We start from the raw sequence: 15100 nt of genomic DNA on the forward strand, positions 1-15100 counted from the left end.
CCATCAGGGCATTTCGCCAACCAGGTCCCACGAGCGCTCACGACCCTGCAACCACACTTTCAGGCAAGCGTGAGGGGCACCCTTGCGCGGCTAAACCACTCAAGGGTGCCCCTCACTCCGAAAAGATCACTCGACGGTGACGGACTTCGCGAGGTTCCGGGGCTTGTCGACGTCGTAGCCGCGGGCCCGGGCGATCTCCGCCGCCAGCACCTGCAACGGCACCGTCGACACCAGCGGCTGCAGCAGGGTCGGCACCGCCGGGATCGTGATCAGCTCGTCGGCGAACGGACGGACCTCGTCGTCGCCCTCCTCCGCGATCACGATGGTCCGGGCGCCGCGCGCCTGAATCTCGCGGATGTTGGACACCAACTTGGAGTGCAGCAGCGCCCGCCCCTTCGGGGAGGGCATGACCACGACGACCGGCAGCCCTTCCTCGATCAGCGCGATCGGCCCGTGCTTGAGCTCACCCGCGGCGAAGCCCTCGGCGTGCATGTAGGCGAGCTCCTTGAGCTTGAGCGCGCCCTCCAGCGCCACCGGGTACCCGACGTGCCGCCCCAGGAACAGCACCGCCTTGGCGTCGGCAAGCTCCCGGCCCAGCTGCCGCACCTGGTCCACTGTGGACAACGTGCGGCGCACCGCTTCGGGCATCGCCGACAGCTCCGCGAACTCCCGCGCCACCTCGTCGGAGTACTTCGTGCCGCGCGCCTGCGCCAGGGCCAGCCCGACCAGGTAGTTCGCCGCGACCTGGGCCAGGAACGTCTTCGTCGCCGCGACCCCGATCTCCGGACCGGCGTGGGTGTAGAGCACCGCGTCCGACTCGCGCGGGATCTGCGCGCCGTTGGTGTTGCAGATCGCCAGCACCCGCGCCCGCTGGACGCGCGCGTGCCGCACCGCCTCCAGGGTGTCGGCGGTCTCACCGGACTGGGAGATCGCCACCACCAGCGTGTCCCGACCGAGCACCGGATCGCGGTAGCGGAACTCGCTGGCCAGCTCGACCTCGACGGGCACCCGACACCAGTGCTCGATGGCGTACTTGGCGAGCAGCCCGGAGTGGTAGGCGGTGCCGCAGGCGACCACGAAGACCTTGTCGATGTCGCGCAGGTCCTGCTCGGTGAGCCGCAGCTCGTCGAGGACGATGCCGCCGCTGGCGAAGTGGCCGCGCAGCGTGTTCTCCAGCGCCTCGGGCTGCTCCTCGATCTCCTTGAGCATGAAGTAGTCGTGGCCGCCCTTCTCGGCGGCCGACAGGTCCCAGTCGACGCTGAACGGCTTGGCCTCGACGTCCTGGGCGAAGAAATCGGTCACCCGGTAGGCGTCGCGGGTGATGGTCACCACCTGGTCCTGGCCGAGCTCCACCGCGTCACGGGTGTGCTCGATGAACGCGGCGACGTCCGAGGCCAGGAAGTGCTCGCCCTCTCCGACCCCGACGACCAGCGGCGACGACCGGCGAGCGGCCACGATCTTGCCGGGCTCGGCGGCGTGCGTGACGACCAGCGTGAAGGCGCCTTCCAGGCGGCGGGCGACCGCGCACACGCTGGCGGTCAGGTCGCCGGCGGTCGGCCCGTCGGCGTAGGCGGCGGCGACCAGGTGCGCCGTCGTCTCGGTGTCGGTGTCGCTGGCCATCTCGATGCCAGCGGCTTCCAGCTCGGCACGCAGCACGGCGAAGTTCTCGATGATGCCGTTGTGCACCACCGCGACCTGCCCGCTGGTGTCGCGGTGCGGATGGGCGTTGCGGTCGGTCGGCGCCCCGTGGGTCGCCCACCTGGTGTGTCCCATGCCGCTGCGACCTGCGAATTTGCCGCCATCGACCTCGGCGAGGCGCTTCTCCAGGTTCGACAGCGCGCCAGCGGCGCGCTCCACCGCGAGGCCGCCCTCACCGTCGAGCAGGGCGACTCCCGCCGAGTCGTAACCCCGGTACTCCAGTCGCCGGAGTCCGCCGAGGACGACTTCGAGCGCCTGACGATGTCCTACGTAACCAACGATGCCGCACACTCGGCCCAGCGTAGCTACTCCACATGGTCTGAACCTGTTCGAGTCAGCCGGTTCGGGAACCCCCTCCCGTGGCGGCTACCGCACGTACACGAGCAGGTCCGCTACCGTTGCTGACCATGGCGCGCACTGCCAAGAAGGCCCCTTCCGCGAAGAACGCGTTCGAAGAGCTGTCCCGCCGCGGACCGCACGACGTGCTGCACGGTGATCTAGCCCTCATCGGGCTGCCCGGCCTCGTCTGCACCCCGCGCAGTGGCCTCGGGCTGCCGGCGGTCGCGTTCGGGCACGGCTGGCTGCAGCCGCCCCGCCGCTACCTCGGCCTGCTCCGGCACCTCGCCTCCTGGGGCATCGTGGTCGCCGCGCCCGGCACCCAGCGCGGCGTGTTCGCGTCGCACCGGCTGTACGCCGCCGACCTGCGGACCGCGCTGGACGTCTGTGTCGGCGTCCGGCTCGGCGAGGGCGAGATCAGCGTCGACGCGAAGCGCCTCGGGGTGGCCGGGCACGCTATGGGCGGCGGCTGCGCGGTGCTCGCGGCGTCCGAGGACAAGCGGATCCGCTCGGTCGCGACGCTGGCCGCCGCCGAGACCATGCCGTCGGCGTTCGAGACGGCGAGCCGCGTCGAGGTGCCGGGCTTGCACATCGCCGCGGGCCGCGACCTGCTGACCCCTCCGGTGGCCAACGCCGAGCCGATCGCCCGCGCCTGGGGCGGCCCGGTACAGCTAAGGACGGTGAAGAAGGCCAGCCACCTCGGCTTCACCGAGGGCCGGCACTGGACGCAGCTGGTGCTGCACGGCAAGCCCGAGTACGCGACGCAGCGCGTCACCAAGGCCCTGATCACCGCGTTCTTCCTCCGCACGCTCGTCGGCGATCGGCGCGGTGAAGCGCTGCTGAGCGCCGATATCGGCGGCAGTCACATCGACCACAAGCACAGCCGCGGCGCCCTCACCGCGGCGTGACTCACAGCTTCGGAGCGATCTCCCGGGCCACTGCCTTGACACTCTGCTCGGCTTCGTCGATCGGCATCGGGCCGTCTTCGATGCCGTGGACCTTGGTTCCCTTGCGGAAGAATGTCTGCCCCGGCGGGCCGGGTTGTTGCGGATGCACCCGCAGCGGATGAGCGACCCCCGGCCACGATCGTGCGAGCGGGAAACCTGAGACCGATTCCCCTGCCCTGCGGCGAATTTTTGAATTGACCACTGTGGACTTCGATCACGGGAGTTGCGGCGCGTTCTCCGGAATCGGCGTCCTGGCAAGACTTTTCGCAACCACGGGCGGAAAACCAAGCGGGGCGCGGAAATTTCCGCGCCCCGCCGTGGATGTCACCTCAGCCAGCTCTGGTTCTCGTAGTCGTCGTCATCGTCGAACGCCACCTGCCGGCGCGGTGCCGGCTTGGGGGCTGCCGGTGGCGGCAGCGGTGGCGGCGGTGTGGGCTGGGCTGCCTGCTGCGGTCGTTCTTCCTCGTAGTCGTCGGCTCCGAGGCTGATCTCGTTGCTGTCCTCGTTCCGCTTGCCGGCCCAGTCGTTGCGGGGCTTGTCCTCCGGAGGCTGGGCGTTGGCGGCCTTCTCGACGAGCTCCTGCTTCCGCTCGTCCGCTGCCGCCTTGATCTCCTCGTTCTTCTTCGCCGACGCGGCCTCCGCGGCGCGGACCGCGTCCATGCTGTCCTCGACGCCGTAGCGGTGCCGCGCGACCAAGGTCGCGATCTCGTCCGCGACCTTCCGGTTGATCAGAACCACCGTGCTCACCTCTCCCGGTCCTCGCCCAGCACCGACCGGAACCGCACGTTCGACGCATCGACGCCATCATCGAAGAGCTGGCCCTGGGTTCGCCACGGACTGCTGTTGCTGCGCTCCTGCTCGCCACCCTGCTGACCGCCGTGGCCGCCGCCCATCGCGCCCATGCCGCCCATCATCGCGCCGCCCGTGGCGGAGCTCTGGTTGGCGGACTGGCCGGCTTGAGCTCCCTGAGCGCCCTGTGCCGAACCACCGCTCTGGTCGCCGCCCAGCGACGACAGGCCGGTGGCGCCCTGCGAACTGCCGCCCGCGGTGTCGCCAAGGGAGGCCAGGCCGGTCGATCCGTGCTGGTCGGGACCGCCGGGCACGCCCGGCTGGTCCGGGCCGCCGAACAGCTGGCCGGAGGCGCTGCCGAACGAGTTCTGCACCCCGTCGCTCATGCTGCTGAAGGCGCTCATGCCCGCGGACTGCGGAGCGGTGGAGGCAGGCATGCCCGCCGCCGTCGGCTCGGTGCCCGCAGGAACTGCGCCGCTGGTGTCGTAGGCAGGCATGGTCGAGCCCACGCCGTAGGCGGGCGAACCGAATCCGGGGTCCGCCGCGGGCATCGTGCCCACCCCGCTGCCGTAGTCCGGCGCAGCGAAGCCGGGGTCCGGCGCGGGCATGGTGCTCACGTCGGGCACGGCGAATCCGGGGTCCGGGGCCGGCATCGGCGCCACGGGATCCGGCGCGGGCATGGTGCCCACGTCGGGCACGGCGAATCCGGGGGCGGGTGCGGGCATCGTGGTGGCGTCCGGCGGTCGGGGCACCTCGCCGGGCTGAGCTTCGGCGGGCATGGTCGTGATGCGGTCCGCCCCGTCGATCGGTTTCGCCTGGTCGCTGCCGAAGTCGATGGTCTGGTTCAGCGGCGGCTGCCCGCCACCGTTGTCCACGTTGACCTTGACCTGGCCGTCCGGCGTGCGCTCCAGCGTGATGGTGCGGTCGCCCTCGCGGATCACGGCCTTGCCGTCCTCGCCCGCCTGCACCGGGATCGGACCTTGGCCACCGGGCGGCCCGCCGACGCCACCGGGCGCCTGCCCCGGCGCGGGCATCGTCTGGATGCCCTCGGCCCCGGGCGCACCCGCGCCACCCGCCGGGCCAAAGTCGACCTCGTAGGTCTTCGGCTTGCCGTCCGGGCCGATCAGCTCGACCTGCGTCTTGCCATCCGGGCCGGGCTTCTGGACGGTAACCGCGTCGTCGCCCTCGCCGAGGGTCACCTTCTCCTGTTCGCCCTGCTCACCGAGGCCGCCACCCGCTCCGGGGGCTTCCGGCATCTCCGGCATCTCGGGCGTCTTCGGCATCTCCGGAGCGCCGCCACCACCAGCGCCGCCTCCTCCGGAGCCCGCGCCACCGCCTCCGGTGCCGGAACCACCTCCACCGGTGCCGGAACCACCGCCGCCGGTGTTGTTGCCGCCGCCCTGATCGTCACCGCCGCCGCCCTTGCCGTCTCCGAGGCCCTTGAACGGGTCATCGCTGACCTTGGCGGCCTGCAGCATCTGGTCGTATGCGGCCTGGACGGCGTCCTGGGTGGCCTTGCTCTGGTCCTTGAAGCTCTGGTATTTCTGCTCCATCTCGGGCTTGAACGACTCGTCGAGCCACTTCTTGGCGTCGTCGATCAGGCCCTGGCGGATCTGGTCACAGGCGTCCTTGGCCCCGAAGAACTGGCCGATCAGCCCGCCGATGGGGCCGCCCAGGATCAGGCCGATCGCCTGGTCCTTGATGATCGACCAGGCACCCGAGAAGATGTCATCGATCCCGATGTCCTTGAGGTCTTCGAGGTTGATGTCGCCGCGCGCCTTGCGGATCTCGTCCTTGGTGTCGTCCGGATCCTTGCCGGCGCACTTGATCTCCTTGCCGAGCTCCAGCACGAACTTGGCGTATTCCCGCACGGTCTGCTGGATGCCGTCGGCGGCCGGGGTGATGGCGCCGGCCATGTTCTCGGTCTCGTTGGTGACCGTCGTGCCCGCCATGCTGTAGCTGCCGACCTTGGATTCGGCGGCGTCCGCTGCCGAACCCTTCCAGGTCTGCTTGGCGCCCCGGAACGCCTGACCCATCGAGTCGTTCTGGTCCAGCAGTGCCTTCTGCACGCCGCCCAACCGCTCGGCGTCGGCCCGGAACGCGCCGAAGTCGATCTCACGGAGCTGGTCGTACTCCTGGACGACCTCGCTCTTGAAGTCCGGCCCCTTGCCTGCCCAATCCTGGTACAGCGGCAGGAACTTCTCGAAGAAGTCCAGTCCCATCTTGCCGTCGTCGAGGAGTTCGTCGGAAGTGTTGACGGCGCCGCCGCCCGCCAACTTTCCCTTGGCGTCCTCGAACTTGCCCTTGCGCTCCTCGGCGGCCTTGGCCTTCTCCTGCAGCGCCGAGAAACCGCCGTCGGTGATGGACTCGAAGAGCTTGCCGCCGATCGGGTTGACGACGGACATCGCGGTGTCCGCGATGCTGCCCGCGTTGTCGACCAACCAGCTGCCCGCGTCGGAGGCCGTCTCGCCGAGCCACTCGCCGACATCCTGCGCAGCTCCGCCGATCGCGCCACCGACTTCGGAGCCGATCTTCGCGCCCGCCGCGGCACCAGCCGGCCCGAGCACCAGACCGGTGACCCCGCCCTGAATCCCGCCGACGACCGAACCGACGTCCTCGCCGAAGCTGCTTTCCTCTTCCTGCTTCTTCTCGTCCGCCATCAGGCCTGAACCTTCCCGACCTCTTGGGCACCGGATTCGTCGCGGGCCTGGTATTCCTTCGCGGATTCGGAGAAACTCTCGGAGAGCTTCGATCCGTGCTCGGCGAACGACTCGATGTTCTTCCCCAGCTTGTCCAGCACGTCCTTGTAGGCCTTGCCCGCCTCGTGGAACTTCTTCCCGAACTTCTCCGCGGTCAATTTCGTCTCGGTGGCCGCCTTGGCCTGCTCCTTGATCGCCCCAGCACCGTCGGAGAACGCATTGGCCGCCTTCCCGACATCACTTCCCGAAGTCTGCGCCCCGCTCATCGCGCCCCCTTCACCCGACCTGTCGCGCACGTCTCAGCGGGTGTGACGGCGCGGATGATTCGCTGGTTCCTAATCTTGGCAGGTTCCCCGAGGCTAAACGGCCGAACCGCCTAGGTGCTTGCATCCGCGAAGAGAGAAGTCGATCACTGGGGCGTCCGCGGACCCTGCGGCGGCTGGCCGTAGCCCTGCTGGGGCGGGTACTGCTGCTGGGGCGGCTGCGGGGCGAAGCCCTGCTGCGGGAACTGCGCGGGCCGCTGGGCGTTGTCGCTGTTCTTGACGATCAGAAGCGCGGTCAACGCACCGGCCCCGCCGCCGAAGAGCAGGCTGAGCGCCAGCGTGATCACCAGGTACAACGTTTCCCCCTGCTAGTCCTGAACGGATCTGTTCGTGATCGTCACTGCTGGTAGGGACCCTGCGGCGGCGGCCCGAAACCCTGCTGCGGCGGAAAACCCGGCTGCGGCGGCGAGAAGCCCTGCTGCGACGGCAGGAACTGCTGCATCGGCGGCTGCGCCGAAGGCTTGTTCTTCGCGATCACCGCGACGAGCGCACCACCACCGGCACCGGCGAGTGCGCTCACGACGATCACGATCAGGATCTGGAAGATCACCGGAACCTCCAATCGTTCGACCAGGAACCGAACTTATCGGAGGGCACCGCGTCCGAGGCAGCGGACGACCAGAATCGTTCAACGCCGCCGGATCAGCATCAGCACGAGCACCACGAGGCTGCTGGCCGCCGCGACGCCCAGCAGCAGAACCACAAACCTCAGATATGGAGATCAGGGCATCGCATGATGCCGGATCGCGGGCTCAGCCGATGATCAATACGGGCCGCCGCCCTCGAAGATCAGGTGCAGGCCCCAGCCCTGCGCCAGCACCACGGCGAGCACGAACGCGCCAAAGATCATGAGCACCAGTGGCACCACGAGGACGATCAGCAGGTCACCGAACACTCGTCCGCGCATGGCGCACGCTCAGCTTCGACGTCGACGGTTGACGAACCACGATCTGCTCTCGTGCGCGGCGTTGACGGCTTTCATGCCGCCCAACGCGAGCGCGGAGAAGATCACGATAGCGACGACGAGCCCGACAGCGGCGAGACCCACGACCACGGCGACAACGATGGCACCCATGTGAGCAGGGTCTCACAGATCGCGCCGCGATGAGAGATCAAAATCACAAGATCACCGGATTGCGGCAACGATTTCCGCCAAACGCTCCGCCACGGCCTGTGCAGTCTCCTCGCTCGGCGCCTCGACCATCACGCGCACCAGCTGCTCGGTGCCGGACGGGCGCAGCAATATCCGACCGGTGTCACCGAGTTCCACCTCGGCCGCCGCCACCGCGGACGCCACCTCGGCCGCCGCGACCACTGCGGCCTTGTCCGCCACGCGCACGTTGATCAGCACCTGCGGCAACCGCCGCATGACCTTGGCCAACGACGCCAGCGGGGTGCCGGTGGCCGACATCCGGCCCATCAGCCGCAGCGCGGTGAGCAGGCCGTCGCCGGTGGTCGCGTGGGCGGGCAGCACGACGTGGCCGGACTGCTCGCCTCCGAGCGCGAAACCGCCAGCCCGCAGCTCCTCCAGCACGTACCGGTCGCCGACGGCGGTGGTGCGCAGCTCAACGCCCTGCTCGCGCATCGCCAGGTGCAGGCCGAGGTTGCTCATCACGGTCGCGACCAGCGTGTTCTCCGTGAGCTCGCCGGACTCGTGCATGGCCACCGCGAGGATCGCCAAAATCTGGTCGCCGTCCACCGCGGCCCCGCTGGCGTCCACCGCGAGGCAGCGGTCGGCGTCGCCGTCGTGCGCGATGCCCAGGTCCGCGCCGTTTTCGAGCACCGCTGCCTGCAGCACGTCGAGGTGAGTCGAACCGACGCCGTCATTGATGTTGATGCCGTCCGGCTCCGCGTTGATCGCGATCACCTCGGCGCCCGCCCGGCGGTAAGCCTCCGGGGCGGCGACCGAGGCCGCGCCGTTGGCGCAGTCCACGACGACCTTCAGCCCGTCGAGCGACAGCGGAGCCGCGGCCAACAAGTGATCGACGTAACGCCGCACCGCGTCGGGGACGTCGCGGACGCGGCCGACATGGGCCCCGGTGGGCCGGTCGACCTGCTCGGTCAGGCGAGACTCGATCTCGTCCTCGACCGCGTCCGGGAGCTTGTGCCCGCCGGCCGCGAAGAGCTTGACCCCGTTGTCCGGCATCGGGTTGTGCGAGGCAGAGATCATCACGCCGAGGTCCGCGCCCAGCTCCGCAACCAGGTGCGCCACCGCCGGGGTGGGCAGCACGCCGACCCGCAGCACGTCGGCACCGGCCGAGGTCAGGCCCGCCGTGACCGCGGCCTCCAGCATCTCGCCGCTGGCCCGTGGATCGCGGCCGACCAACGCCACCCGGCGCTGCGAATCGTCCCGGTCGTAGAGCACCCGCGCGGCCGCCGCGGCCACCGACATCGCCAGCTCCGGGGTCAGATCCGCGTTGGCCAACCCGCGCACCCCGTCGGTGCCGAACAACCGAGCCATCAGCAGCACGTCCTCTTCCTGTGACGCGGAAAACTCCGCGGGGCGCGAGACCGGACGCGCCACGTCGGGTTCTTGTCTTTGCGGCGGCGAAGCCGTTTATCCCACGCGGGCGTGGCGACCGCCCACGGGCGTGGTGATTTTGACACCAACGCGGAGCGATCGGTAGCAGGCCTCCGGCGCATACGACTGCGGGAGCAGTCTCGTCCGCAGTGGACTGATGACTGCTCCCGCAGATCGGATGAAGTTGGCGTCAGCGCTTGCTGTACTGCGGCGCCTTGCGGGCCTTCTTGAGACCGTACTTCTTGCGCTCCTTCTCCCGCGCGTCACGGGTGAGCATGCCGGCCTTCTTCAGCGCCGGGCGGTCTTCGGCCTCGTAGGCCACCAGCGCACGGGCAATCGCCATGCGCAGCGCACCGGCCTGGCCGGACGGGCCGCCACCGCGCAGGGTGGCCAGCACGTCGAAGCTCTCCACGCGCTCGACGGTGACCAGCGGCTCCTTGATCAGCTGCTGGTGCACCTTGTTCGGGAAGTACTGCTCGAGGCTCTTGCCGTTGAGCTTGAAGCCACCGTTGCCCGGCACCAGCCGAACCCGGACGACGGCTTCCTTGCGGCGACCCACGGTCTGCACCGGACGGCCGGTCGGCACCGGGATCGGCGCCGGGGCGACCGCCTCAGCGGTCTCCTCGACCTCGACCTCAACCTCGGCGGTCTCCTCCGGGGTCACCGTTCTCTTCCTGCTGAAGTTCGTCAGTCACTTCTCGACCTTCGCGTTGATCTCGAACGGCTGCGGGTTCTGGGCCTGGTGCGGGTGCTCCGGGCCGGCGTAGACCTTGAGCTTCTTGCCCATAGCGCGGCCAAGCTTGTTCTTCGGCAGCATGCCCTTGATCGCCTTTTCGAGCAGCCGCTCGGGGTGCTTCTCGAGCACCTCCCCGAAGGACTGCTTGCGCAGACCACCGGGGTAACCGCTGTGCCGGTACTGGAACGCCTGGGTGCGCTTGTTACCGGTGAGGGCCACCTTCTCGGCATTGACGACGACGACGAAGTCGCCGGTGTCCATGTGCGGCGCGTAGGTCGGCTTGTGCTTGCCGCGCAGCAGCGTCGCGGCCTGAGTTGCCAACCGGCCGAGCACCACATCCTCGGCGTCGATCACATGCCAGGCGCGGGTCACCTCGCCGGGCTTCGGGCTGTACGTGCGCACGGATCTACCTCGTCGTCGTTCGCGTCGGAATCGTCAGTGCGGAGCCCGTCTCGATCACGCCGGTCGGTTCCCGCAGGAATTCTCCCGGGAACCGGCACGTCCGCCAGTACCGCCGCCGAGACCGCGATCCGCGAGAGATCCGATCCACTGGCGCGAACTGCAGCCGCGCACCGCACAACAAAGAATGAGGGTACTTGGTGGCTTCCGGCCCGGTCAAAACGGGTCCTCAGTACTTGCTTGGAGGTTTCTGACCTGGCAGATCGCCGGAACAAGGATAGCGAATGCCGGGGGCGGTACTCGCGCGCCCCCGGACAGCGTTGCGGCCCCGGCGCTCGCCGGGGCCGCAGATCGCTCTCCTCGCTCTTCAGCGGGTGGGATCAGCCACCGAAGCGACCGGCGTTCTTCTTCTCACCGGCCTGGAAGGACTCGTTGGCGGCACCAACGGCCATGCCCATCTTCGCGGCGGTCTCCTGCATGCGAGCCGCTTCCTCGTCCCAGGTCTTCTGGGCTTCCTGGTACGCGCCCACGGCCTCGCCCTCCCAGGTGGCGACGAGCTTCTGGATCTTGCCCTCCAGGTCGTCCAGCTCACCCTGGATCTTCTGGGCCGCAGCCTGCAGGTCGTCCGAGGCCTGCTGCAGCTCGGCGAAGTTGACTGCAATCTCGCTCATTGCTTATCCCCTCAAATACCTATGGTCAAGAATTCTGAACGTACGACTGTTCGAAGTGCGGCTCAGCCGTCGAGCATCGCCGTGATCTTCGAGATCTCCTGGGCCTGCTCCTCCTGGACCTGGGCGTAGTCCGCACCGGAGCTCTGCACGTTCTGGCCCAGCTCGTCGAGCTTCTGCAGGATCTTCTTGCCGCTGTCCTCGTAGGAGGCCATCAGCTTGCGGAACACGTCCGCGGCCGCGCCCTTCCAGTTCGCGACCGGCCCCTCCAGCTGGCTGCTCAGCTGATGGAGCGCCTGCTCGACGGCGTTGCGAGCCTCGTCAATGTCCTGCGACGCCTTCTCGATCGCGTCGACGTCTGCACCAATTCCAGCCATCTCTGGATGACCCCCTTCAAACTCGTCATCAAGTTCGGATGAACCTGCGACGCAGACATTGCCATGTTCGGTTCCACGTTGTCCTAGATTTCTGCGCAACCCGTTGCTGATGTAAACGCCAAGCGCGGAACCCGCAGGTCATCGCATGATTCGCGCTTGCGAAAAGTCGAGATCGCTGCCGTCTGAAGGCGTTTGCTCTTGCGATTTCCCGGCCGTCGACTCGTTCGCGGCGGTGTCTGGGCGCACATTCGACTCGATTGCCGAGTGCTCGGGAACTTCCAGGCCCACCCGGGTGCGGTAGTCGATCGCCACCGCCCGCTGCTCTGATTCCGCAGCGCTGCTGCCCGTCACCGCGTGCTTCGCGAGTTCCCTTGTGTGTCTTTGGAAATCCTCGGCGCGGTGGTGCGCTTCACCGCGGGCCCGCCGACTGCGACCCACTGCATCGGCGAGTTCGGTGCGGAATCTGCGGACGGAATCCGCTGGATCTGCCATGTTAGTGTCTCCCTGCCCGACGGCCGCGCGAAATCCATTCCGCCGCGGCGAATTCACCGCCGGTTCAACGGACCTTGATGGAACCGACGACCTGTTCGCAAGCGCGGACCACGTCGTCCTTGCCGACCGAGCCGTACTTGCAGCCGACGAGAACCCGGAATTGTCCTCGGTGCAGCACGTACCACTCGACCGTCGCGTCCGGCATTTGTTGCCGGTAGTACACCACGTCCCGACCGGCGAAACTGGTGGAAGGGTTGAACAACGAGAACGGTTCGCCGGCCGCGGCCTTTTGCTGGTAGTCGCTGAGCAGTTGCTGAACCGCCCGGTTCCGGTCGGTGTCGGTGTCGAAGTCGAGCTTCCCCTCGTTGACCGCGATCACCGAGTCCTGCGCGTCGTCCTCCGGGGCGATCAGCGTCTGCCAGTTCTTCGGGTCGCCGCCGATCTGCTTCCAGTCGCCGGGGTAGGAGAACTCGTAGTCGTACTGCGCGGCCCGTCGGGTCGGGCCGCCGGGTTCGGCCTGCGGCTGGCCGCTGCTGGTGATGACCAGGGTCAGGACCACGCCGACGGCCACCACGACGGCCGCGCCGGCACCGATCAGCCACGGCAGCTTGCGCTTCTTCCGGCTGGGCCGGTGCGTGACCGGCATCGTCTGGTCGCTGCCGCCGATGACGACGGTCCGGGCACCGCTGAGCGAGTCGCCCGCGGTCACCCCGGGGCCGATCGGGGAAACGCTCGCGGAGCCGACCGGGGGCGGGCCGGGCACCGGGTAGGCGCGCACCGTCGATGCGCCCGCCCAGGCACCAGCGGGCGCCAGCCCGCCGCTGCGGTCCGGATCCAGCCGCACCGCGCGGAGCGCGCCTCGCGCCACCACGGTTTCGGGCTGGTCCAAAGTGGTCGGCACCACGCCGGTGCGCTCGTGGATCAGCCGCGCCACCAACGGGATCCGGCTCGATCCGCCGACCAGGAACACCCCGGCCAGCTGCTGCCGCTGCACCTTGCCCTCACGCAGGGTGGCCAACACCAGGTCGGCGGCCTTGCCCAGCGGCCTGGCGATCAGCGCCTCCAGGTCGACGCGGGTGACGTGCGCGTCCGAGAACGGCGGCGGCAACGGGACGTCGGTGTAGGTGTGCCGGGACAGGGTTTCCTTGGCACCACGGACGTCCTGCCGCAGCACCCGGCGGCGTCGGCGATCGGCCATATCGCGGCCCTCGACGAGCCTGCGCCACGCCTCGGGATCGGTGGCGGAGACGAGCCGGCCGATGTGGTCCAGCAGCGCCTGGTCGATGTCCGCGCCGCCGAAATTCGGTTCGCCGCGGGTGGCCAGCACCTGGAACGACGAGCCCTGCTTGCACACCACGCTGGCGTCCACCGTGCCGCCGCCGAGGTCGAGCACCGCCAGCGCGCCGCCGTCGGGGAGGCCGTGACCGGCGGAGTGGAACACCGCCGCCGCAACGGGTTCCGGCACCATGACCAGTTCCTTGCCCAGCCCGGTGGCGGCCCTTCGCAGCTCGGCGGTGCGCATCGCGCCCCAGTCCGCGGGGTGGGTCAGGACCAGCAGATCCACGGCCGCGCCGCCGGCGAAGCGGCGGGCCTCGCCGACCGCACGCTGCAGCACGGCGCGGATCACGTCGACGACCTTCAGCACGCTGCCGCCGAGCAGCAGTTCGCCTTCGTCGATGCGGCGCTTCGGGTGCGGCTCGAAACGAGCGGGGTCGACTGCGGCCTGGCGTTCGGCCTCGTGCCCGACGAACAGCGTGCCGTCCGCCGCCGCGAAGACCGCGGACGGGACCAGCGGCTGCCCGTCTATCACCACCACCTGCGGTTCGGCACCGCCAACCGACACCACCGTGCATGTGCTCGACGTGCCGAAGTCGATCGAGACGTGCAGGGACACCCAGAACTCCTTCACCGTCGCCGAAGCGCCTTTTCCGGCGACGTCTGTCGTCCGGCCGCCGATTTCTCGGCGTGCCGACTCCCCCCGAGCACCCTAGAGGTTAAGGGTGCGAGCGCACCAACAGTCTGCCCCTGACCGGGTGATCAACGCGACCACCTGTCACGGATTGTTGCCATCCGAACGGGGTGAGGGGCACCCGCCCCCAATTGACCAGGGGCGCGGGTACCCCCCCCCGCGACGCGCCCCAACGGTGAAGTCGCGCTCGGCGAGCTCATCGGCCATCCCCGCCGGCCACCGACCGGCCCCAGCAGTGCCGCCCCAACCGTCCGAAGTGGACCAACTCGGCGAGGCTCCCACACGCGCCGCCGACGCATTCCCGCCACCCACCGACCCCCACCAGAGGCGGTGGCAACCTCGCGCGAAATCGGCGAACGGCTCCCCACCGAAAGCACGATGTCGCGCGAAATCCTCCCGCGCCACCCAACCAAAGGAACCACCAGCAATGTTCTCGAATCAGCTCGCCGCGCCCACCCAAACCACACCACCAGGTGAGAGGTGAGACCAGCTCCAGAGGCGGTGGCGATCTCGCGCGAAATCCTCCCGCGCCACCCAACCAAAGGAACCACCAGCAATGTTCTCGACTCAGCTCGCCGCGCCCACCCAAACCACACCACCAGGTGAGAGGTGAGGGGCACCCTTAGGCGACTAGGCCGCTCAAGGGTGCCCCTCACCTCGAAAAATCACCCGACCCAGGTCGGTCATGGGGTCGCCGGGATTGCTGGTTCGCGTTGAGGCCGAGGGCCACCGTTGGCGCGTCTTGCGCCAGCCCGAACACAGGCGGTGCCGTTGCGGCACCAGCGGCATTCCGCCGAACCCACCCGCGTCGATTCCGGTCAGCAACGTCATCGGCAGGGTCAGCACAGCCCAGTTGAGCAAGACGAACACCAGCGCGCCGCCGCCGGGAGGCTTTTCGCGTCGGCCCCGCGCGCCGAATCCGTCGGTCCAGCCCCCGCCAGCAAGGACTGCAACCCGAAGACCTGCCCGCTGGACGCCTACGACATGGCGCTAGCCAGGTTCCTCCTGCCGTCGCCAGCACCGTTGCGCCGAGCGCCGAACGCCGAACGCCGAGCGCCGAGCGCCGAGCGCCGAGCGCCGAGGAGCCCAGGCCCGCTCCTGCCGTAGATCGCCGATACGTTGAGGCCGAGGGCCACCGTTGGCGCG

The 15100-nt window shown here is 69.0% G+C and carries 16 protein-coding genes; 1 reads left to right on the forward strand and 15 read right to left on the reverse strand.

All coding sequences use genetic code 11. The features are described from left to right. Positions 1 to 126: 126 nt before the first annotated feature. Positions 127 to 1989, reverse strand: coding sequence for a glutamine--fructose-6-phosphate transaminase (isomerizing) (gene glmS, locus SSPN_RS0140280; RefSeq protein WP_010316166.1), 1863 nt, complete (start codon positions 1987 to 1989; stop codon positions 127 to 129). Positions 1990 to 2105: 116 nt separating this feature from the next. On the opposite strand from glmS, the gene SSPN_RS0140285 reads away from it, so the two are divergent. Then, a complete protein-coding gene (locus SSPN_RS0140285; protein WP_029536222.1) occupies positions 2106 to 2942 on the forward strand; it encodes a dienelactone hydrolase family protein in 837 nt (278 codons plus the stop codon). Positions 2943 to 3305: 363 nt separating this feature from the next. On the opposite strand, the gene SSPN_RS0140295 is transcribed toward SSPN_RS0140285, so the two are convergent. From SSPN_RS0140295 to SSPN_RS0140360, 14 genes are all read right to left on the reverse strand, one after another. Next, the gene (locus SSPN_RS0140295; RefSeq protein ID WP_010316173.1) at positions 3306 to 3728 is read right to left on the reverse strand and encodes a hypothetical protein; all 423 of its coding nucleotides are present in this window, start codon (positions 3726 to 3728) and stop codon (positions 3306 to 3308) included. Next, on the reverse strand, positions 3725 to 6430 hold the full coding sequence (locus SSPN_RS56105) for a WXG100 family type VII secretion target (protein ID WP_049887748.1): 2706 nt from the start codon (positions 6428 to 6430) through the stop codon (positions 3725 to 3727). The genes SSPN_RS0140295 and SSPN_RS56105 overlap by 4 nt, the downstream gene beginning before the upstream one ends. Further along, a complete protein-coding gene (locus SSPN_RS0140305) occupies positions 6430 to 6735 on the reverse strand; it encodes a type VII secretion target (protein ID WP_010316177.1) in 306 nt (101 codons plus the stop codon). Before SSPN_RS0140305 ends, SSPN_RS56105 begins: the two co-directional genes overlap by 1 nt. Before the next feature lie 143 nt (positions 6736 to 6878). Beyond that, positions 6879 to 7079, reverse strand: coding sequence for a hypothetical protein (locus tag SSPN_RS48235; protein ID WP_237710980.1), 201 nt, complete (start codon positions 7077 to 7079; stop codon positions 6879 to 6881). A 50-nt stretch (positions 7080 to 7129) separates the two neighbouring features. Next, complete coding sequence (locus SSPN_RS48240; RefSeq protein WP_143539423.1) at positions 7130 to 7342, reverse strand: hypothetical protein; 213 nt, start codon at positions 7340 to 7342, stop codon at positions 7130 to 7132. Positions 7343 to 7555: 213 nt separating this feature from the next. Next, positions 7556 to 7699, reverse strand: a complete 144-nt coding sequence (locus SSPN_RS57395; RefSeq protein ID WP_010316182.1) for a hypothetical protein — start codon at positions 7697 to 7699, stop codon at positions 7556 to 7558. A 9-nt stretch (positions 7700 to 7708) separates the two neighbouring features. After that, positions 7709 to 7867: a hypothetical protein gene (locus SSPN_RS58110; protein ID WP_010316183.1), complete on the reverse strand. Its 159-nt coding sequence runs from the start codon at positions 7865 to 7867 to the stop codon at positions 7709 to 7711. Positions 7868 to 7918: 51 nt separating this feature from the next. After that, complete coding sequence (gene glmM, locus SSPN_RS0140330) at positions 7919 to 9253, reverse strand: phosphoglucosamine mutase (RefSeq protein WP_010316185.1); 1335 nt, start codon at positions 9251 to 9253, stop codon at positions 7919 to 7921. A gap of 250 nt (positions 9254 to 9503) precedes the next feature. Next, on the reverse strand, positions 9504 to 9977 hold the full coding sequence (rpsI, locus tag SSPN_RS0140335) for a 30S ribosomal protein S9 (RefSeq protein WP_010316187.1): 474 nt from the start codon (positions 9975 to 9977) through the stop codon (positions 9504 to 9506). Between the two features lie 27 nt (positions 9978 to 10004). Further along, positions 10005 to 10451 (reverse strand): 50S ribosomal protein L13, encoded by a 447-nt coding sequence (rplM, locus tag SSPN_RS0140340; RefSeq protein ID WP_010316190.1) that lies wholly within the window; start codon positions 10449 to 10451, stop codon positions 10005 to 10007. A gap of 377 nt (positions 10452 to 10828) precedes the next feature. After that, positions 10829 to 11119, reverse strand: a complete 291-nt coding sequence (locus SSPN_RS0140345; protein ID WP_010316192.1) for a WXG100 family type VII secretion target — start codon at positions 11117 to 11119, stop codon at positions 10829 to 10831. A 62-nt stretch (positions 11120 to 11181) separates the two neighbouring features. Then, a complete protein-coding gene (locus SSPN_RS0140350; RefSeq protein ID WP_010316194.1) occupies positions 11182 to 11493 on the reverse strand; it encodes a WXG100 family type VII secretion target in 312 nt (103 codons plus the stop codon). Between the two features lie 138 nt (positions 11494 to 11631). Then, a complete protein-coding gene (locus SSPN_RS57400; protein ID WP_158309723.1) occupies positions 11632 to 11805 on the reverse strand; it encodes a hypothetical protein in 174 nt (57 codons plus the stop codon). A gap of 244 nt (positions 11806 to 12049) precedes the next feature. Beyond that, positions 12050 to 13879 carry a type VII secretion-associated protein gene (locus SSPN_RS0140360; protein ID WP_029536225.1) on the reverse strand — a complete coding sequence of 610 codons (1830 nt, stop codon included), beginning with the start codon at positions 13877 to 13879 and terminating at the stop codon, positions 12050 to 12052. Positions 13880 to 15100 lie beyond the last annotated feature (1221 nt).

It is taken from the genome of Saccharopolyspora spinosa NRRL 18395 (assembly GCF_000194155.1).
Lineage (GTDB): Bacteria > Actinomycetota > Actinomycetes > Mycobacteriales > Pseudonocardiaceae > Saccharopolyspora > Saccharopolyspora spinosa.